This window comes from Pseudomonas sp. VD-NE ins (assembly GCF_031882575.1).
Classification (GTDB): Bacteria; Pseudomonadota; Gammaproteobacteria; order Pseudomonadales; family Pseudomonadaceae; genus Aquipseudomonas; species Aquipseudomonas fluorescens_BZ.
The window spans coordinates 6,041,965-6,062,185 of sequence record NZ_CP134772.1; the positions used below are offsets into that span (position 1 = coordinate 6,041,965).

Annotated in this window: 18 protein-coding genes; 10 read left to right on the top strand and 8 right to left on the bottom strand. The window is 60.2% G+C overall.

Annotation, left to right across the window (positions count from 1 at the left end; all coding sequences use genetic code 11):
• Positions 1-126: 126 nt before the first annotated feature.
• From RMV17_RS27025 to bioB, 6 genes are all read right to left on the bottom strand, one after another.
• The gene (locus tag RMV17_RS27025; protein WP_016983171.1) at positions 127-423 is read right to left on the bottom strand and encodes a hypothetical protein; all 297 of its coding nucleotides are present in this window, start codon (positions 421-423) and stop codon (positions 127-129) included.
• Between the two features lie 107 nt (positions 424-530).
• Complete coding sequence (gene bioD, locus RMV17_RS27030) at positions 531-1,211, bottom strand: dethiobiotin synthase (RefSeq protein ID WP_108225152.1); 681 nt, start codon at positions 1,209-1,211, stop codon at positions 531-533.
• Positions 1,208-2,017 carry a malonyl-ACP O-methyltransferase BioC gene (gene bioC / locus RMV17_RS27035; protein WP_311883844.1) on the bottom strand — a complete coding sequence of 270 codons (810 nt, stop codon included), beginning with the start codon at positions 2,015-2,017 and terminating at the stop codon, positions 1,208-1,210. The genes bioD and bioC overlap by 4 nt, the downstream gene beginning before the upstream one ends.
• Positions 2,010-2,741 carry an alpha/beta fold hydrolase gene (locus RMV17_RS27040; protein WP_034155042.1) on the bottom strand — a complete coding sequence of 244 codons (732 nt, stop codon included), beginning with the start codon at positions 2,739-2,741 and terminating at the stop codon, positions 2,010-2,012. Before RMV17_RS27040 ends, bioC begins: the two co-directional genes overlap by 8 nt.
• Positions 2,734-3,912 (bottom strand): 8-amino-7-oxononanoate synthase, encoded by a 1,179-nt coding sequence (gene bioF, locus RMV17_RS27045; RefSeq protein WP_311883846.1) that lies wholly within the window; start codon positions 3,910-3,912, stop codon positions 2,734-2,736. The genes RMV17_RS27040 and bioF overlap by 8 nt, the downstream gene beginning before the upstream one ends.
• A 128-nt stretch (positions 3,913-4,040) precedes the next feature.
• Positions 4,041-5,096, bottom strand: a complete 1,056-nt coding sequence (bioB, locus tag RMV17_RS27050; protein ID WP_108225149.1) for a biotin synthase BioB — start codon at positions 5,094-5,096, stop codon at positions 4,041-4,043.
• Between the two features lie 91 nt (positions 5,097-5,187).
• On the opposite strand from bioB, the gene RMV17_RS27055 reads away from it, so the two are divergent.
• From RMV17_RS27055 to rarD, 5 genes are all read left to right on the top strand, one after another.
• Positions 5,188-5,922, top strand: a complete 735-nt coding sequence (locus RMV17_RS27055) for a ComF family protein (protein WP_311883850.1) — start codon at positions 5,188-5,190, stop codon at positions 5,920-5,922.
• 188 nt (positions 5,923-6,110) lie between these two features.
• Positions 6,111-6,875, top strand: a complete 765-nt coding sequence (locus tag RMV17_RS27060; RefSeq protein ID WP_311883852.1) for a TOBE domain-containing protein — start codon at positions 6,111-6,113, stop codon at positions 6,873-6,875.
• A gap of 70 nt (positions 6,876-6,945) precedes the next feature.
• A complete protein-coding gene (locus tag RMV17_RS27065) occupies positions 6,946-8,847 on the top strand; it encodes a PhoX family phosphatase (RefSeq protein ID WP_311883854.1) in 1,902 nt (633 codons plus the stop codon).
• A 166-nt stretch (positions 8,848-9,013) separates the two neighbouring features.
• Positions 9,014-9,988, top strand: a complete 975-nt coding sequence (locus tag RMV17_RS27070) for a serine/threonine protein kinase (protein WP_016983182.1) — start codon at positions 9,014-9,016, stop codon at positions 9,986-9,988.
• Positions 9,989-10,192: 204 nt separating this feature from the next.
• Positions 10,193-11,080 (top strand): EamA family transporter RarD, encoded by an 888-nt coding sequence (gene rarD, locus RMV17_RS27075; RefSeq protein ID WP_007910020.1) that lies wholly within the window; start codon positions 10,193-10,195, stop codon positions 11,078-11,080.
• A 223-nt stretch (positions 11,081-11,303) separates the two neighbouring features.
• Here rarD and RMV17_RS27080 read toward each other — a convergent pair whose 3' ends face one another.
• The gene (locus RMV17_RS27080; RefSeq protein WP_311883855.1) at positions 11,304-11,822 is read right to left on the bottom strand and encodes a glycine cleavage system protein R; all 519 of its coding nucleotides are present in this window, start codon (positions 11,820-11,822) and stop codon (positions 11,304-11,306) included.
• 504 nt (positions 11,823-12,326) lie between these two features.
• Here RMV17_RS27080 and RMV17_RS27085 point away from each other — a divergent pair.
• A complete protein-coding gene (locus RMV17_RS27085; protein WP_311883857.1) occupies positions 12,327-14,504 on the top strand; it encodes a malate synthase G in 2,178 nt (725 codons plus the stop codon).
• A gap of 398 nt (positions 14,505-14,902) precedes the next feature.
• Here RMV17_RS27085 and RMV17_RS27090 read toward each other — a convergent pair whose 3' ends face one another.
• The gene (locus tag RMV17_RS27090; RefSeq protein WP_034155034.1) at positions 14,903-15,349 is read right to left on the bottom strand and encodes a response regulator; all 447 of its coding nucleotides are present in this window, start codon (positions 15,347-15,349) and stop codon (positions 14,903-14,905) included.
• Between the two features lie 259 nt (positions 15,350-15,608).
• Between RMV17_RS27090 and RMV17_RS27095 the strand changes: the two genes are divergently transcribed.
• The 4 genes from RMV17_RS27095 (at position 15,609) to RMV17_RS27110 (ending at position 20,060) form a co-directional block, all read left to right on the top strand.
• On the top strand, positions 15,609-17,543 hold the full coding sequence (locus RMV17_RS27095; RefSeq protein WP_311883860.1) for a putative nucleotidyltransferase substrate binding domain-containing protein: 1,935 nt from the start codon (positions 15,609-15,611) through the stop codon (positions 17,541-17,543).
• Positions 17,540-18,247, top strand: a complete 708-nt coding sequence (locus tag RMV17_RS27100) for a 3'-5' exonuclease (protein WP_311883862.1) — start codon at positions 17,540-17,542, stop codon at positions 18,245-18,247. The genes RMV17_RS27095 and RMV17_RS27100 overlap by 4 nt, the downstream gene beginning before the upstream one ends.
• A 365-nt stretch (positions 18,248-18,612) precedes the next feature.
• Entirely contained in the window at positions 18,613-19,089 is a 477-nt protein-coding gene (locus RMV17_RS27105) for an RNA polymerase sigma factor (RefSeq protein ID WP_311883864.1), read from the top strand.
• On the top strand, positions 19,086-20,060 hold the full coding sequence (locus tag RMV17_RS27110) for a FecR family protein (protein WP_311883866.1): 975 nt from the start codon (positions 19,086-19,088) through the stop codon (positions 20,058-20,060). The genes RMV17_RS27105 and RMV17_RS27110 overlap by 4 nt, the downstream gene beginning before the upstream one ends.
• The last annotated feature ends 161 nt before the right edge of the window (positions 20,061-20,221 follow it).

The window sequence follows — 20,221 nt, forward strand, 5'->3', positions numbered from 1 at the left end:
GCACAGCAAAGCGCCATGTGCTCGAACGAGCCACGGGCGCTGAATAAAAGATTAGTTGAGGGAGAAGGACTTACAACGAAAAACGCCGCGACAAGGCGCGGCGTTCAAGGATGCGATGGCGAAAAATCAGGCGAAGGTATCGATGATGGTACCGAGCACTTCGTCGGAAGCCTTGGCGACTTTCACGCCCAGTTCCACTTGAAATTTGCCTTGGGCCATCTGGACCATGTCACTGCCCAGGTCCATTTGCTGACTGCGATCCACACCACGCAGACGATCGACCTGCGCTTCCGAAGACTGGCTGGTGACTGAACGTTCAATCGTGTTGTTGGCAATCTGGCTGGCGGCCTGATCGACGCGGTTCTGCCCGCTCTGAATCGAACTCAGACCTGCATAAAAAGCTGTGTTACCGGAGATTTCCATAACGGTTCTCATCCTTGGGAAGGATCAATGACACCATTGAAGCAGAGGCGCCAGAAAAACACCCGTCAAAAACACTAATGGCACAGTGCCTGCCCATAGAGAAAAGCTTAGTCGAGCAGATCCAGTTGCAAATGATCCGCCACCGCTTCTGCGCTCAAGGCCTTGAGTTTAGGCACGCGCCCCAGGCACGGCGCCGGAATTCGCTCGGCCAACGTCGCGAGATTTTCTTCCAGCCGCGAAGTCTTCGGATCGATGATATTCGCCACCCATCCAGCCAATTGCAGGCCATCACGGGCAATCGCCTCGGCCGTCAGCAAAGCATGACTGATGCACCCCAATCGCACGCCTACCACCAGAATCACCGGCAGCTTCAGCGCAATCGCCAGATCCGACAGATTATCCTGATCGGCCAAAGGCACCCGCCAGCCACCCGCGCCTTCGATAAGGGTGAAATCGGCATTCATCGCCAAAATCTCGCGCATCGGCGCCAGCAGCGATTGCACGGTCAACGCTACTCCGGCCTCGCGCGCTGCCAGGTGCGGAGCGATCGCAGGCTCGAACGCCACGGGATTGACCTGTTGATAAGTCAGCGGCAACGAGCATTCCGCCAACAGCGCCAACGCATCGGCATTGCGCAGCCCCTTGGGCGTCACTTCGCACCCTGACGCCACCGGTTTGCCCGCCGCGGTACTTAGCCCGGCAGAGCGCGCCGCATGCAGCAGCCCGGCGGCCACCGTGGTCTTGCCGACGTCAGTATCCGTTCCGGTAATGAAATAGGCTGCGCTCATACGGGTTTCTCCAACACGGCGTAGACCACCTGATAAGTCGCCGGCAATCCCGACGCCTCACGGAACTGCTCGTAAGCTTCCACCAGCCCGAGAATCCGCGCCCGCCCGGTCAAACCACCGGGTCGCCCGGGATTCAGATTGTGCGCACCCAATGCCTTCAATTCGTGGGTCAGACTGCGCACATCAGGGTAATGCAGCACGTGAGGCTGATTCTCCAGACTCAGCGTGCGCAAACCACTCGCCGCACATAACTGCTCATAGCGGGCGAACTCGCGGAAGCGGTTGACGTGCACCAACCCGTCGACTTGCCGCCAGCTGTCGCGCAACTCAAACAGCGTCCCTGCACAAAGACTAGCAAACGCAAAAATCCCACCCGGTTTCAGCACGCGAAAGGCTTCGCTGAGCACCGCATCGAAGTCCGCGCACCACTGCACGGCGAGGCTGGAGAAAATCAGGTCGCAGGTCGAATCCTGCAGTGGCAGCCGCTCCGCATCGCCAGCAATAAAATGCTCGGCACCGCCCAATGGCCGCGCGTGATTGAGCATGCCCTCGGCAATGTCCAGCGCCAGACCGTGGCCCTCGGCGAAACGCGAGGCCAGTGCCCGAGTGAAATAACCGGTGCCACAACCCAGATCCAGCCAACGCGCCGGCACGAATTGCTGCGGCAAACGCTGAATCAACTGTGTACCGACATCACGTTGCAACTCGGCGACGCTGTCGTAACTGGCCGCCGCGCGGGAGAAAGAGGCCGCTACCTGACGTTTGTCAGGCAAGCCGCCGGGCAGCACAAGAGACAAATCAGTCATCACCGCACTCGTGTAGAAAAGCCTGGATAGCGCCCGCCAGTCCGTGGGGGTCTTCCAGAAGAAAGGCATGGCTGGCCTGTTCGATCAGGCCAATTTCGATATCCGGCAACAGGACGAACAACGCCCCCGCCGCTTCCGCCGGAACCAGAGCGTCCTGTCCGGCGAACAGATGAAATTGCGGGCCGCGAAAAGCTTGCAGTGCTTCGCGGGTGTCCAGTTGCGCGAGCAATTCCAGGCCCGCCATCAACGCCGACGGCGCCGTGTGCGGTGCACCGCCGAGCATCAACCGCGACAAGCCGCGCGCATCTTGTGCACCTTGAGCACAGAGCAGCGAAAAGCGTTTGAGGGTCAGCCGGGGATCGGCCTGGCAACCGGCGAGAAACGCATCGAAGGTCTCGCCAGGCATCGCGTTCGGCCACTGTTCATGGGCAACGAAGGAAGGATTGCTCGCCAGCGTCAGCAAACCGCAGCAACGCTCGCCACGGCGCGCCGCCAGTTCGGACGCGAGCATGCCGCCCAGCGACCAGCCACCGAGCCAGACGTCTTGAGGAATGCTTTCATCGAGTTCATCGAGCCAGTCTTGCAGGTCGCTGGAGTCCAGCTCTGGCAACGGCTCGATTTCAACCTTCAGATGTTCGTCGAGCCCTTGCAATGCTGCGGCCAGAGGCTCCATCGGCGACACGCCGAGGCCCCAGCCGGGCAGCAGGATCAGGCGATTACGCATGGCTTGGCTCCGACGACAGTTGGGCAAAGCAATCGGCCAGTCCCTCTAACAATAGCTGCACCTGCGCCTCACTGTGGGCAGCGGTCAGGGTTACGCGCAAGCGAGCGCTGCCGGCAGGCACGGTCGGCGGACGAATTGCGGTGACCATCAAACCGCGCTCGCGCAGCATCTGCGACAGCCGCACGGCGCGCCCGGCATCGCCGATCATGATCGGCTGGATCGGCGTAAAGCTGTCCATCAACTCCAGGCCGATCTGCTCGGCGCCCAGGCGGAACTGGCGAATCAAGGTCTGCAGATGCTCACGGCGCCAGTGTTCAGTGCGCAGCAGTTCCAGACTTTTCAGTGTCGCGCACGCCAGCGCCGGTGGCTGGCTGGTGGTGTAGATGTACGGCCGGGCGAACTGGATCAGGCTTTCGATCAACTCTTCACTGCCGGCGACAAATGCCCCCGCCGTGCCAAACGCTTTGCCGAGGGTGCCGACCAGCACCGGCACATCCTCCTGACTCAAACCGAAGTGCTCGACGATGCCTCCACCGTTGGCACCCAACGGCCCGAAACCGTGAGCGTCATCGACCATCAACCACGCGCCTTTGGCCTTGGCTTCACGGGCCAATGCCGGCAGGTCAGCGAGATCGCCGTCCATGCTGAACACACCGTCGGTGACTACCAGCGTATTGCCGGTGGCTTTCTCCAGACGTTTGGCCAGGCTATCAGCGTCGTTGTGCAGATAACGATTGAAACGTGCGCCAGATAACAATCCGGCATCCAGCAATGAAGCGTGATTGAGGCGATCTTCCAGCACCGTATCGCCCTGCCCGACCAGCGCGGTGACTGCGCCGAGGTTGGCCATGTAACCGGTGGTGAACAACAAAGCACGCGGGCGTCCGGTGAGGTCGGCCAATGCTTCTTCCAGCGCGTGATGCGGGCCGCTGTGGCCGATTACCAGATGCGAGGCACCGCCACCGACACCCCAACGCTCAGCGCCGGCACGCCAGGCTTCGATGACTTGAGGATGATTGGCCAGGCCGAGGTAATCGTTGTTGCAGAAGGCGAGCAGCGGTTTGCCGTCGACCACCACTTGCGGTCCCTGCGGGGACTCGAGCAACGGTCGCTGGCGATAGAGATTTTCGGCACGACGGGCAGCAAGGCGTGCGGCGAGATCGAAAGACATGCAGGCCTCACATCTGAAAAATGACTGTGTAGGAGCTGCCGAAGGCTGCGATCTTTTGATGTTGTTTTTAAAGACAAGATCAAAAGATCGCAGCCTTCGGCAGCTCCTACATGGAATCCGTGTGGCGATCAGACGGCGGCGTTGTAGAACTGCTCGCTGCTCTTCTGCTCCACCAGCGCCTGTTCGATTGCGGCCTGGTGAACCTCATCGGAATGTTCTTCACGAGCCTCCGGCTGGATGCCCAGACGCGCAAACAATTGCATGTCCTTATCGGCCTGCGGGTTGGCCGTGGTCAGCAACTTGTCGCCGTAGAAAATCGAGTTAGCGCCAGCAAAGAATGCGAGCGCCTGCATCTGCTCGTTCATCGCTTCGCGGCCGGCAGACAGGCGCACGTGGGATTGCGGCATCAGGATGCGGGCCACGGCGAGCATGCGGATAAAGTCGAACGGGTCGACGTCCTCGGCGTTTTCCAGCGGCGTGCCGGCGACCTTCACCAGCATGTTGATCGGCACCGATTCCGGATGCTCCGGCAGGTTGGCCAACTGGATCAGCAGATTGGCGCGGTCGTCCAGCGACTCACCCATGCCGAGGATGCCGCCGGAGCAGATCTTCATCCCCGACTCACGCACGTAGGCCAGCGTTTGCAGACGCTCGCCGTAAGTGCGGGTGGTGATGATGCTGCCGTAGAACTCGGGCGAGGTGTCGAGGTTGTGGTTGTAGTAATCGAGGCCGGCTTTGGCCAGCGCTTCGGTCTGATCCTGATCGAGACGACCCAGGGTCATGCAGGTTTCCAGGCCCATGGCTTTCACGCCTTCGACCATTTTCAGCACGTAGGGCATGTCTTTGGCCGACGGGTGTTTCCACGCCGCGCCCATGCAGAAACGCGTCGAACCGATCGCCTTGGCGCGTGCTGCCTCTTCGAGGACCTTCTGCACCTCCATCAGCTTTTCTTTTTCAAGGCCGGTGTTGTAGTGACCGGACTGCGGGCAGTACTTGCAGTCTTCCGGGCAGGCGCCGGTCTTGATCGACAGCAGCGTCGACACTTGAACGCGGTTGGCGTTGAAATGTGCGCGGTGCACCGTTTGCGCCTGGAACAGCAAATCGTTGAAGGGCTGTACGAAGAGTGCTCTGACTTCGGCCAGAGACCAGTCGTGACGCAGGGTGGCGGTGGTGCTCGCGCTCATGGGTAGTTCCTTGGTTATGCTTGGCTGGCGGCTGCGGGAACGGAATACCCACAGGCGCGACACGGATGTTCGGCATATTTAAGGAAGAGTCATGCGCTGTCAACCACGATACGAAGGACAGGTTTACATCTGTTTAAATAATGTACAGACCTGCTTGCTTTGCGATGAGCCGGCAGAAGCAGAAATGCCAATCTGTGTGGCCTGCGAAACTGATTTGCCCTGGCTCGGCGACCACTGCCAGAACTGCGCCTTGCCACTCCTCGCAACGGGCCTGACCTGCGGCGAGTGCCTGCTAGAGCCGCCAGCCTTCGAACAGGTTGTGGTGCCGTGGCTGTACGGCTTCCCGGTCGACAGTTTGATTACGCGCTTTAAACACAACGCAAAATGGCCGTTTGGCCACCTGCTCGCCGACGTTCTCGGGGAATACCTGCAACATCGCTTCGATGAGGGGTTGCGCAGGCCTGATGTGTTGTTGCCGGTGCCGCTGGCTGGTAAACGTCTGCGCCAACGGGGGTTCAACCAGTCCGCGATGTTGGCGCGCTGGTTGAGTCAGTCGCTGGATCTGCCGTGCGAAGAAACGGTTCTGCGCCGAATCAAGGAGACCGACGCACAGCAGGACCTCGACGCCAAGGCGCGTAAACGCAATCTGCGTAATGCTTTCAACCTCATGCCGGATGCGCAGATAAAAGACCGACATTTCGCGCTGGTTGACGACGTATTGACCACTGGCGCTACCGCACAGGCTCTCGCCCGGTTGCTGATAAACGCTGGCGCCGCCCGGGTCGATGTCTATTGCCTGGCGCGCACGCCGAAACCCGGAAGCTGAAGCCAACGCAATGTTCATGTGGGAGCGAGCTTGCTCGCGAAGGGGCCAGCACATTCAAAATCAATGTTGACTGACAAGCCGCTTTCGCGAGCAAGCTCGCTCCCACAGGGTTCTGCGTCAAGCTTGACTCTCGCGTTGCGAGCGGCCAACTTCCTCCACCACCGCCACAGCAAAAAAGCGCCCTATCCATGTCCATGCCTTCCCTGTTGTCCCAGCACATCGTCCGCCGTCCGCAGCGCATCGCCCTGCTGCAACATATCGCCGAACAGGGCTCGATCACCCGCGCGGCGAAAAGTGCTGGCCTGAGTTACAAAGCGGCGTGGGACGCCATTGATGAGCTGAACAACCTCGCGCAAAAACCGCTGGTCGAGCGCGCCGTCGGTGGCAAGGGCGGCGGCGGCGCGAAACTCTCCAGCGAAGGCGAGCGCGTTTTGCGTCTGTACCAAAAACTTCAGGCCTTGCAAGCGCAGGTGCTGGAAGCGGCGGAAGATGCCAGCGATCTCGATCTGCTCGGTCGCTTGATGCTCAGAACCAGCGCGCGCAATCAGTTGCACGGCAAAGTCGTGGCGATCGAAGCGCAGGGCCGCAATGACCTGATCCGTCTCGAACTGGCCGAGGGCCTGTGCCTCGACGCGCAGATCACCCACGACAGCACCGTGCATTTGGAGCTGCAGGCCGGCACCGAAGTGGTCGCGTTGATCAAGGCCGGCTGGCTGGAATTGCTGAGCAACGAGCAATCTGCAACGTCTGGTCACAATCTTCTCGAAGGCACCATCGAAGCGATTCTCGACGCCGAAGACGGCCCGAGCGAAGTGCGGATCACCCTGCCCAACGGCCATACCCTCTGCGCACTGGCTGAGCCGCTCGATTTGCGCACGCGCGGGCTGACGGTCGAACAACCGGTGCAGGTGCAGTTTTCGCCGTCCAATGTGCTGATCGGCACGCCGCTGTAGTCAGGCGCTGCAACGAAAGCGTCATCGACGCTCATTAAGGTAGCTGCCAAAACCAAGCAGGGAGCCTGATGTGAGCCTATTAGAAGAAAACCAATCCACTGATCTGGAAAAGATGGTCGGCCTCAGCCGTCGTGGTTTCATCGGCGCCGGTGCGCTGTGCGGCGCGGCGATGTTCCTCGGTGGCAGTCTGTTGAGCCGTAGCGCACTGGCTACCGGCGTCAGCGCTGGCAACAGCCGTCTGCTCGGTTTCGAGAGTATTCCAGCGGCGACCACTGACGTGATCAGCTTGCCCAAAGGCTACAAGTCGTCAGTGCTGATCAGTTGGGGTCAGCCGCTGCAGAAAAACGGCCCGGCCTTCGACCCGAGCGGCAACGGCACCGCCGCCGCACAGGAAGTGCAGTTCGGCGACAACAACGACGGCATGAGCCTGTTCGCCTTCCCCGACGACCGCAACCGCGCGTTGATGGCGATCAACAACGAATACACCAACTACCGCTACCTCTACCCGCACGGCGGCATGCCGCAATCGGCCGAAGACGTGCGCAAGGCGCTGGCCTGCGAAGGCGTTTCGGTGATTGAAGTGCAGCGCAAAAACGGTCAATGGCAGTTCGTTCAGGGTTCGCGCTACAACCGCCGCATTCACGGCAACTCGCCACTGCGCATCAGCGGCCCGGCGGCCGGTCACGATCTGATGAAGACCGCTGCCGACAAGCACGGTAAAAAAGTCCTCGGCACGTTCCAGAACTGCGCCAACGGTAAAACCCCGTGGGGCACTTACCTGACCTGCGAAGAAAACTTCACCGACTGCTTCGGCAGCAGCAATGCCCAGCAGCAATTCGACCCGGCGCAAAAGCGCTACGGTGTCTCGGTCGCCAGCCGCGAAATCAACTGGCATCCGTACGATCCGCGCTTCGACATGGCGAAAAACCCCAACGAACTCAACCGTCATGGCTGGGTTGTCGAGATCGATCCGTTCGATCCGCAATCGACCCCGGTCAAACGCACCGCGCTGGGCCGCTTCAAGCATGAGAACGCCGCACTGGCCGAGACCGACGACGGCCGCGCCGTGGTGTACATGGGCGACGACGAGCGTGGCGAATTCATCTACAAATTCGTCAGCCGCGACCGCATCAACCACCGCAACGCCAAGGCCAACCGCGACATCCTCGATCACGGCACCTTGTACGTGGCCAGGTTCGATGCCGGCGACGGCAACCCCGATCACCCGAAAGGCCAGGGCCAGTGGATCGAGCTGACCCACGGCAAGAACGGCATCGACGCCAGCAGCGGTTTCGCCGATCAGGCCGAAGTGCTGATCCACGCACGCCTCGCCGCCAGTGTCGTCGGCGCAACGCGCATGGACCGTCCGGAATGGATCGTCGTCAGTCCGAAGGACGGCCAGGTTTACTGCACTCTGACCAACAACGCCAAGCGTGGCGAAGACGGCCAGCCGGTGGGCGGGCCGAACCCGCGCGAGAAGAACGTCTACGGGCAGATCCTGCGCTGGCGCACCGACCGCGACGATCACGCGGCGAAGACGTTTGCCTGGGATCTGTTTGTGGTCGCCGGTAATCCGGGCGTGCATGCCGGGACGCCGAAGGGCGGGTCGAAGAACATCACCCCGCAGAACATGTTCAACAGCCCGGATGGTTTGGGCTTCGACAAGGCCGGACGCTTGTGGATTCTCACCGATGGTGACTCGAGCAATGCCGGGGACTTTGCCGGGATGGGCAACAACCAGATGCTCTGCGCCGATCCGAAGACCGGTGAGATTCGCCGGTTCATGGTCGGGCCGATTGGCTGTGAGGTGACGGGGATCAGCTTCTCGCCGGATCAGAAAACCCTGTTTGTCGGGATTCAGCATCCGGGGGAGAACGGTGGGTCGACGTTCCCTGAGCATTTGCCGAATGGCAAGCCGCGGTCGTCGGTGATGGCGATTACCCGTGAGGACGGTGGAATCGTCGGCGCCTGATATGGCCTCATCGCTGGCAAGCCAGCTCCCACAGGGAAACGCATTTCTAATGTGGGAGCTGGCTTGCCAGCGATGGCGTCAGCACAGACACCAACCACCTCCCCCGCTGCCATCTGCGCTACCATGCTGGGCCGGACGCGGCAGCCTGCTGCGCGCAGGAGTCAGCATGGCCCACCCGTTTGAAACCCTCACCCCCGACCTCGTCCTCGATGCCGTTGAAAGCATCGGCTTCCTCAGTGATGCGCGCATTCTGGCGCTCAACAGCTACGAAAACCGTGTCTATCAGGTCGGCATCGAAGACTCCGAACCGCTGATCGCCAAGTTCTACCGCCCGCAGCGCTGGACCAACGAAGCCATCCTCGAAGAGCACAAGTTCACCTTCGAACTGGCTGACGTCGAAATCCCGGTGGTGGCGCCGCTGATCCACAACGGCGAAACCCTGCACGAACATGCCGGTTTCCGCTTCACGCTGTTCCCGCGTCGCGGCGGTCGGGCGCCGGAGCCGGGCAATCTTGATCAGTTGTACCGCCTCGGTCAGTTGCTTGGGCGGATTCACGCGGTCGGCGCGACCAAACCGTTCGAACACCGTGAAGCCCTCGCCGTGCAGAACTTCGGCCACGCCTCGCTGAACACCTTGCTCGAAGGCAATTTCATTCCGAAAAGCCTGCTGCCGGCCTACGAGTCCGTCGCCCGCGACCTGCTCAAGCGCGTGGAAGATGCCTACGCCAACACGCCGCACCAGAACATCCGCATGCACGGCGATTGCCACCCCGGCAACATGATGTGCCGCGACGAGATGTTCCACATCGTCGACCTCGACGACTGCAGGATGGGCCCGGCGGTGCAGGACATCTGGATGATGCTCGCCGGTGATCGTCAGGAATGCCTCGGACAACTGTCGGAATTGATGGACGGCTACAACGAATTTCACGACTTCGACCCGCGCGAACTGGCGCTGATCGAACCGCTGCGCGCCTTGCGCCTGATGCACTACAGCGCCTGGCTGGCCCGGCGTTGGGATGACCCGGCGTTCCCGCACAGTTTTCCTTGGTTCGGCACCGAGCGGTATTGGGGTGATCAGGTGTTGGCGTTGCGTGAGCAACTGTCGGCGCTTAATGAAGAGCCACTGAAACTCTTCTGATTCACCAATATCCTTGTGGGAGCGAGCCTGCTCGCGAATACGGACTGACATTCAACACTGATGTCGACTGAAGCGACGCCTCGCGAGCAGGCTCGCTCCCACAATTGTTCGGTGTTCACAATTTCCCGACCATTGCGCTACGGCACTCGCCGACAAATCTCCTTACAATCCCTCCTTTGTCAGCTGCCTGAGCAAGGATTCTGCATGCAAGCCGCCAACCCGCGTCGCGGGTACATTCTGGGCCTGAGTGCCTACATCATCTGGGGCCTGTTCCCGATCTACTTCAAAGCCATTGCCGAAGTGCCGGCGGTCGAGATCATCATCCACCGGGTGCTGTGGTCGGCGCTGTTTGGCGCGCTGTTGCTGATGGTGTGGAAACACCCGGGCTGGTTGCGCGAATTGCTCGATAACCCCAAACGTCTGGCGATTCTGGCGTTGAGCGGGACGTTGATTGCGGCCAACTGGCTGACTTACGTGTGGTCGGTGAACAACGGGCGCATGCTGGAAGCGAGCCTCGGTTACTACATCAACCCGTTGGTCAACGTGCTGCTGGGGATGTTGATTCTTGGCGAACGCTTGCGGCGGATGCAGTGGATCGCGGTCGGCCTGGCGGCGGTTGGTGTAGCGCAACAGGTGTGGCAGGTCGGTAGTCTGCCGTGGGTGTCACTGGTGCTGGCGCTGACGTTCGGCTTCTACGGTCTGATCCGCAAACAGGCACCGGTCAAGGCATTGCCGGGGCTGGTGGTGGAAACCTGGATGCTGGTGCCGATCGCGATTGCCTGGCTGCTCTTCAACCAGACCGCGACCAGCGCTCAACCGGAGTTCTGGACCACTTCCCAAGCCTGGTGGCTGGTGGCGGCCGGGCCGGTAACATTGGTGCCGCTGGTGTGCTTCAACGCCGCCACCCGCCACTTGCCCTACACCACGATCGGCTTCCTGCAATACCTGGCGCCGACTCTGGTGCTGTTGCAAGCAGTGTTGCTGTTCGGTGAGCACTTGTCGTCGAGCACGTTAGTCGCGTTTATCTTCATCTGGGCCGGTCTGGCCGTTTACAGCGTCGATGCGGTGATCAGTTTGCGTCGGCGCAGCTGATCAAAAAACGCACAAACCTTCACAGGCCACGGTTCTCGTGGCCTACATCGTTCCTTCCCAAGGTTATCCACAGCGTGATCCCCGCCGTTTGTGTGCAAGTCACTGAATGTTGGCGGTTTTTTGATCACCTGCAGCAAAGCCACGGCGGACGTGGCGTTGCCGGCTGTCTCTACAGGTTATCCACAGGCAGGTGCACGTTTAAACTGGATAACCTGATCGGCGCTTAAACGTCTGTGCGTAACACCAGTTCCACCATCAGATCGTCGGCCAGGGTTTCCAGACGCGACTGCAAGACATCGAGGGACAAGGTCAGTGGCACTGCAAGAATCGCCTCGGCATGGAACAGCGGCTCACTGCTCATCGGCGCTGGGCGCACTTCGGTTAGCAGCCGCTCAAGGTTGACGCCCTGCTCGCTCAACAGCCGTGTGATGTCGCGCACGATCCCCGGCCGATCGTTACCCACCAATTCCATGGCAATCGGTTTCCAGGTGCAGGACTGCTCGATACCGCTTTCGGCGATCAGCACGCGGATGCCATGAGTGGACAGCGCTTGTAAGGCATCGACTAATTCATCGTAAGCCTCCGCCGGCACGCCGACCCGCAGAATCCCGGCAAACTGCCCGGCCATCCGCGACATACGACTTTCCAGCCAGTTACCGCCGTGTTCAGCGATGCATTGGGCGATGCGCTCGACCTGCCCGGGCTTGTCCGGGGCAAATACGGTGAGTACGAGATGGTCCATGGCGCAGCCCTCTTGTCATGACTTTTGTTGTAGAAGGGGAAGTATAGGCAAGGGTCGATTTTGCGTTGAGGCGACCGACGCTTTCGCGAGCAGGCTCGCTCCCACACAAACAGGTGCCATAGCAGCCAATTACTATTTATGTGTACAACTTTTTATATTTAGCTGGAACAATCCATCTGTTTTTTGAGAACATCCCGTTCCGCGATGTGACCGCAATGCGACATGAGGTCGCAGAACGACGTAATTAGTCTGATTTTCACAAGCGCAACTCATCATGTAGTATGCCGCAGCGCGCACTACATAACGCTGAATCGATGTCTGCCCAAGGCCTGTTCGCAACCCTGAAAGCCCCGTCAGCAAGGCCCCAAGCCGTTGATTGGTCCCAGCCCAGCCGCCAGCAATGGCATGTACTGGTCGGCAGGTTTGTGGTTTAAATGGCCAGAGGCTTCATTGTCAAAATTGAAGAGCTGAAAAGCGAAATAGCTGAGCAGAGTGAGGCAAGCAATGACTGAACACGTTCAAGTCGGTGGCCTGCAGGTCGCCAAAGTCCTGTTCGACTTCGTGAACAACGAAGCCATTCCCGGTACCGGCCTCACCGCCGAAAAATTCTGGGAAGGTGCCGACAAGGTCATTCACGACCTGGCACCGAAGAACAAAGCCCTACTCGCCAAACGCGATGACTTCCAGGCTCGCATTGATGCCTGGCACCAGGAACGCAACGGTCAGGCGCACGATGCCGTGGCCTATAAAGCCTTCCTGCAAGAAATCGGTTATCTGCTGCCAGAAGCGGCTGATTTCCAGGCAACGACGCAAAACGTCGATGATGAAATCGCCCGTACCGCCGGCCCGCAACTTGTTGTGCCGGTGATGAACGCTCGCTTTGCTCTCAATGCCTCGAACGCCCGCTGGGGTTCGCTGTACGACGCCCTTTACGGCACCGACGCGATCAGCGAAGACGGTGGCGCGGAAAAAGGCAAAGGCTACAACAAGGTGCGTGGCGACAAAGTCATCGCCTTCGCCCGTGCGTTCCTCGACGAAGCCGCGCCATTGGCTGCTGGCTCCCACGTTGATTCGACCGGCTACAAAATCGCCGACGACAGACTGGTGGTCACCCTCAAGGGCGGCAGCAACACTGGCCTGCGCGACGATGCACAACTGATCGGTTTCCAGGGCGACGCCAACGCGCCAATCGCCATTCTGCTGAAACACAACGGTCTGCACTTCGAAATCCAGGTCGATGCCACCACCCCGGTTGGCCAGACCGACGCTGCCGGCGTCAAAGACATCCTGATGGAAGCGGCCCTGACCACCATCATGGATTGCGAAGACTCCGTCGCCGCCGTCGATGCTGACGACAAAGTGGTGATCTACCGCAACTGGCTCGGCCTGATGAAGGGCGACCTGGCGGAATCGGTGTCCAAGGGCGGTCAGACCTTCACCCGCACCATGAACCCGGATCGCACCTACGCCGCGCCGAATGGCGGTGAAGTGACGTTGCACGGTCGTTCGCTGCTGTTCGTGCGCAACGTCGGCCACCTGATGACCATCGACGCGATCCTCGACAAAGACGGTAACGAAGTGCCGGAAGGCATCCTTGACGGTCTGGTCACTTGCCTCGCGGCGATGCACAACCTCAACGGCAACACCTCGCGTCGCAACACCCGCACCGGTTCGGTCTACATCGTTAAACCGAAGATGCACGGCCCGGAAGAAGCGGCGTTCACCAACGAGCTGTTCGGTCGCATCGAAGACGTGTTGGGCCTTACGCGCAATACCCTGAAAGTCGGGATCATGGACGAGGAGCGCCGTACCACGGTCAACCTCAAGGCCTGCATCAAGGCGGCCAGCGAGCGCGTGGTGTTCATCAACACCGGTTTCCTCGACCGCACCGGCGACGAAATCCACACCTCCATGGAAGCCGGCCCGGTGGTGCGCAAGGCTGACATGAAGGCTGAGAAGTGGATCGGCGCGTACGAAAACTGGAACGTCGATATCGGTCTGAGCACCGGCCTGCAAGGTCGCGCGCAAATCGGTAAAGGCATGTGGGCCATGCCCGACCTGATGGCGGCGATGCTTGAGCAGAAAATCGCTCACCCGCTGGCCGGCGCCAACACCGCTTGGGTTCCATCGCCGACCGCTGCTGCGCTGCACGCGCTGCACTACCACAAGGTCGACGTGTTCGCCCGTCAGGCCGAACTGGCCAAACGTGCTCGCGCTTCGGTCGACGACATCCTGACCATCCCGCTGGCGGTCAACCCGAACTGGACCCCGGAGCAGATCAAGAACGAACTGGACAACAACGCCCAAGGCATTCTCGGTTACGTGGTGCGCTGGATCGACCAGGGTGTTGGCTGTTCGAAAGTGCCGGACATCAATGACGTCGGCCTGATGGAAGACCGTGCCACGCTGCGTATCTCCAGCCAGCACATCGCCAACTGGCTGCGCCATGGCGTGGTTACCGAAGCGCAAGTGATGGAAAGCCTCAAGCGCATGGCGCCGGTGGTGGATCGTCAAAACGCCAACGATCCGCTGTACCGTCCGCTGGCCCCGAACTTCGACAGCAACATCGCCTTCCAGGCGGCGGTCGAACTGGTGATCGAAGGCACCAAACAGCCGAACGGTTATACCGAGCCGGTATTGCACCGTCGTCGTCGCGAGTTCAAGGCTGCTAATGGCCTGTAACTTGCGCTGAATGCCGGACATGAAAAAGCCCTGATCGAAAGATCAGGGCTTTTTTGTTTGTGCTGTGGATTGGATTTTTGTGGTGGGCTTGAGATCCATCCCCCTCACCCCAGCCCTCTCCCCCAAGGGGTAGAGGGGGAAAGGGAGCAGATTTATATGCTTTTCAAAATCTGAGCTCGGCTCAGGAATTGCCAGGGTAGAGGGGAAAGGGGGCCGATCTTTATGCTTTTCAAAATCTGAGCTCGGCTCAGGAATTGCCAAAGGTTGAGGAGCAAGGGGGCAGATATTGGTGCTTTTCAAAACCGGAGTTCGACTTAGGAATTTCAAGTCGGTGGACCTCGCACATCCACCTCGGTCAGTCCCCTCTCCCTCCGGGAGAGGGTTAGGGTGAGGGGCTCTTAAGGTTCGATCCCCAATTCATGCTTCACCAACGCCAACAATTTGCCCGTATCAATCGGCTTGAGCAAAAAATCCACCACGCTCAAATGCATCGCCGCAATCGCGTCCTTCACATCGGCATCGCCGGACACAATGATGATCGGCAGCGCCGCCCGCACCGACTCACGCACTTGCCGAATAAGCTCAAGTCCACCGACATGGCCCATGCGCAGATCGGTGATGACCAGCCCGATCGAAGGCTTTTCTTCAAGCATCTTCAGCGCCGTTTCACCACTGGCTGCAGTCATGCAACGAATACCGTCCAACGCGAGAATCTCCGACAACAGCTCCCGGGCGTCCTTGTCGTCATCGACGATCAGTACACGCTGCGGCGGCAAATCGGGTTCGAGCATTACAGCGCTGAGCGCTTCACGCTCGGCGTCGCTCAAAATATCGTGGTCGGACATGGCGTTCTCTACGTTTTCAAATCAATCACCTGGCACAGTCGTCAGACATCGCTAAGCAGAGCTTCAATGTGCACTTCGTCGGATTTTTTTCCAAGAGGCTGGCGGGCGAATTTCCGACTGTTTTTGTAGGGCTCTTCCTAAATGTGCCCAACGGCAGCTCAAACCTAGACTTACGTCCAATGGGCACCCTGCCCGCAGGGGTCGACCATGGCCAGAACGATCCGACAACAACAATTCAAAAAAGACTGCGGTAATGGTTATGAGTAAAGCGGACGCCTTCACCCAGGCAGGGAAAACCGCGGTATTGCAGAACATTCAGGGCACCCTGCAATTCCTCCAGCGCTTCCCGCCCTTCAATCAGATGGAACACGCCCACCTGGCTTATCTGGTGGAGCAATGTCAGCTGCGTTTCTACGGCCAGGGCGAAAGCATCATCAAACCCGCCGACGGCCCGGTTGAACACTTCTATATCGTCAAGCAAGGTCGGGTGGTCGGCGAACGTCAGCACATCACCAAGTCCGGCACCGAAACCACCTTCGAGATCACCACCGGCGAATGTTTTCCGCTGGCCGCGTTGCTCGGCGAACGCGCGACCCGCACCGAACACCTGGCCGGCGAAGACACCTTCTGCCTGCAACTGAACAAACTGGCGTTCATCAAGCTGTTCGCCCTGTCCAACGCCTTTCGCGACTTCGCCTTGCGCGGGGTCAGCAGCCTGCTCGATCAGGTCAACCAGCAAGTGCAGCAGAAAGCCGTGGAAACCCTCGGCACGCAGTACTCGCTGAACACCCGCCTGGGCGAACTGGCGATGCGTCATCCGGTGACCTGCAGCCCCGACACGCCACTACGCGAAGCGGTGAAGCTGATGCACGAGCAGCAGGTCGGCAGCATCGTCGTCGTGGATGAGCACAAGGCACCGCTGGGGATTTTCACCCTGCGCGATCTACGCCATGTCGTGGCTGCGGGGGTCGGTGATTTCAGTGAAGCCATCGAGCGCCACATGACGCCTTCGCCCTTTTATCTTTCACCGGATCACAGCGCGTTCGACGCGGCGATTGCCATGACCGAACGGCATATCGCCCACGTCTGTCTGGTCAAGGATCAGCGTTTGTGTGGCGTGGTCTCCGAGCGTGATCTGTTTTCCCTGCAACGGGTCGATCTGGTGCATCTGGCGCGGACCATCCGCAGCGCCCAGCGCGTCGAACAACTGGTGAGCCTTCGTGGTGAGATCGGCCAACTGGTCGAACGCATGCTCGCTCACGGTGCTTCTTCGACGCAGATCACCCACATCATCACCCTGCTCAACGACCACACCGTGTGCCGCGTCATCGAACTGACCCTCGCGGAAAAAGGCGACCCCGGTGTGCCGTTCAGTTGGCTGTGCTTCGGCAGCGAAGGCCGCCGTGAGCAGACGCTGCACACCGATCAGGACAACGGCATTCTGTTTGACGCCCGCGATGCCGCCCATGCGGCGGAGATTCGCGGCAAGCTGCTGCCGCTGGCCCAGCAGATCAACCAGAGTCTGGCGCTGTGCGGCTTTACTCTGTGCAAGGGCAACATCATGGCCGGCAACCCCGAGCTGTGCCTGTCGCGAGCGGAATGGGCCCGGCGCTTTGCGGCTTTTATTCGTGAGGCGACGCCGGAGAATCTGCTCGGTTCAAGCATCTACTTCGATCTGCGCGTGGTCTGGGGCGATGAGCAAGGCTGTGAACAACTGCGCCGGGGCATTCTTGATCAGGTCGGCGACAACCGTTTGTTCCAGCGCATGATGGCCGAGAACGCCTTGCGCAATCGCCCACCGGTGGGACGTTTCCGCGAGTTCGTGTTGGCGCGCAAGAATGGTGAGAAAGCCACGCTGGATCTCAAGGTGCAGGGGCTGACGCCGTTCGTGGATGGCGCGCGACTGCTCGCACTGGCCAACGGCGTCGACGCCAACAACACCCTCGAACGCTTTCGCCAGTTGGTCGAGAAAGAAGTCATCGAGCGCCTGGATGGCGCGGCGTATGAAGAGGCCTATCACTTCATTCAGCAAACGCGCATGCAACAGCATCAGTTGCAGACACGGGAAAATCTGCCCTACTCCAACCGCGTCGATCCCGACAGCCTCAATCATCTCGACCGGCGCATCCTGCGTGAATCCCTGCGCCAGGCCCAGCGCCTGCAAAGCAGCCTGACGTTGCGGTATCAGCTATGAGCCTGTTTTCATGGCTGCGCCCGGCCAGTCCGGTGGTGCCGGTGGATTTTCAGCAGCGTCTGGCGCAGCTGCCGACGATTAGCGAACTGCGCGAATGCACGTTGCGCGAACAGCGCTGGGTGGTGCTGGATCTGGAAACCACCGGACTCAACCTGAACAAGGATCGCGTGCTGTCGATTGGCGCGGTGGTGATCGAGGACGGCGCGATCGATTTCAGTCAGCAATTCGAACGCACGCTGCAATGTCGCGAGCTGAAGCTCAGTCCCAGCGTGTTGATTCACGGGTTGGGGCCGAATGCGATTGCGGCGGGCAGTGAACCGGCCGAGGCGTTGTTGGAACTCATGGAATTTATCGGTGACAGTCCGGTATTGGCGTTTCATGCCCCGTTTGATCAGCACATGCTCGGCCGCGCGTTGAAGGAGCACCTGGGGCACAAGTTGCAGCAGGTGTTTCTGGATGTCGCCGACATTGCACCGCTGGTGTGTCCGCAAGCGAATATTCGTGAGGCCGGGCTGGATGAGTGGATCGACTGGTTCAAGCTCGAGGTGTTCGAGCGGCATAACGCGAGTGCCGATGCGTTGGCGACGGCGGAGCTGGCGTTGATTCTGTTCAGCCGGGCGCGGGGGCAGCAGATTCATAGTCCGTTGAATTTGCAGCAGCGGTTGAGTCAGTGGAAGCGGCGGCAGCAGGCGCCTTCGTTTTAAATCAAAAGCCCCTCATCGGAACGCCGCCCGCCCAGCCCTCCCGAAACGTCGGACCGCCCCGAGGGAGAGGGAGCCGACCGAGGTGTCTCGGGCTCTTCATCGACCTGAGAAAACGGGTCGATTATGGATTCACTGAAGATCGCTCAGGTCGGTGTACCTCCAGAATATCCCCCGATCGGTCCCCTCTCCCCCCGGGAGAGGGCTAGGGTGAGGGCCTGCCTTTAACCGCCCACCTGACCAGTGGCCAATTGCTAACCATTCCCACCTCTGCCACAATCGCGAACAATTCGCGTTAGTTAACATTTCCCAATCGGTGATGTCCGGTGTCGTCAGTCCCAAGCCCTAACAGTGAGCTCGTCGGTGCGATGTATCGTGACCATCGCGGCTGGCTGCTGGCATGGTTGCGACGCAATGTGGCGTGTCCGCAGCGCGCCGAGGACCTGAGCCAGGACACCTTCGTCCGTCTGCTCGGTCGCAACGACATGCTGACACCTCGCGAGCCGCGCGCCTTTCTGGTGGCGATCGCCAAAGGCTTGTTGTTCGACTACTTCCGCCGCGCCGCGCTGGAACAGGCCTACCTCACCGAACTGATGCTGATCCCCGAAGGCGAACAACCTTCGGTGGAAGAACAGCAAATGATCCTCGACGACCTCAAGGCCATCGACCGCTTGCTCGGCAAGCTGTCGACCAAGGCCCGCGCCGCATTCCTTTATAACCGCCTCGATGGCCTCAGCCATGCCGAGATTGCCGACAAGCTCAGCGTCTCGGTGCCGCGCGTGCGCCAGTATCTGGCGCAAGGCATTCGTCAGTGCTACATCGCCCTGTACGGTGAGCCGACGTGAGTCTGGCCAGTTCCAGACCGGTGCCGGCGCATGTGCTGGACGCGGCGATTGCCTGGCAACTGACCCTCGATTCGAGCAGCCCGCTGGAGCGCGAGGAATTCGCCAAATGGCATGCGGCCCATGAAGAACACGCCCGCGCATGGCGGCAACTGGGCATGCTCGATCAGCGTTTCAGCGTGGCCAAAGGTCCGGCCCGCAGTGCCTTGCTGCAGTCGCGCGAGGGCATTCGCCGACGGGTACGCAAGCTTGGCAGTGGGCTGGCCAGCGTTGTGGTGCTGGTCGGTGTGGGGCTGTTCGCCAGCGAACGATTTCTGCCGCTGGACTACTGGCTCGCCGATCAGCGCACCGCGACCGGTGAGCAGCGCACTGTGCGTCTGGCTGACGGCACCGTGCTGAATCTGAACACCCACAGTGCGGTGGATGTGCGGTTCGATGACAAGCGCCGGTTGATCGTCCTTCAGGAAGGCGAAATTCTCGTCGAGACCGGGCATGGCGATGCGCGACCCTTTATCGTCGAAACCCGCGAAGGCAGCATGCGTGCCTTGGGTACGCGGTTCCTGGTCAAGCGTGAAGACGAAGGCACACGTCTGAGCGTGTTGCAGTCGGCCGTGGCCGCCCACGGGCAAGCAAATCCAGAAGAGCAAATCCTCCATGAAGGCCAGCAAGTGCTGCTGCGCAGTGATGGATTGGGTTCGATCGTCGCGCTCAATCCCGGCGCCGACGCATGGACCCGCGGCATGCTGGTGGTGGATAACGCACGCCTGAGCGATCTGGTGCATGAACTGGGGCGTTATCGTCGCGGGCATCTGGGCGTGGCGCCGGAAGTGGCGGACTTGCGGATTACCGGTAGCTTCCCGCTGCATGACACCGATAAAGCCTTGAGTGCATTGCTGCCGACCCTGCCGGTGCAGATCGAGCGGCATACGCCGTATTGGGTCACTGTCGCGAAGGCTGATATCAAGCCTGAGTAATGCGGTGTCTGAGCGGCCGCCATCGCTGGCAAGCCAGCTCCCACAGGGATCTGCGGTGAGCATCAATTTTGTGAACAGCACTGAAACCTGTGGGAGCTGGCTTGCCAGCGATGAGGCCACATGCAGCTCCGTAGAACTCAGGTTGCCAGGCGAATCAGCAG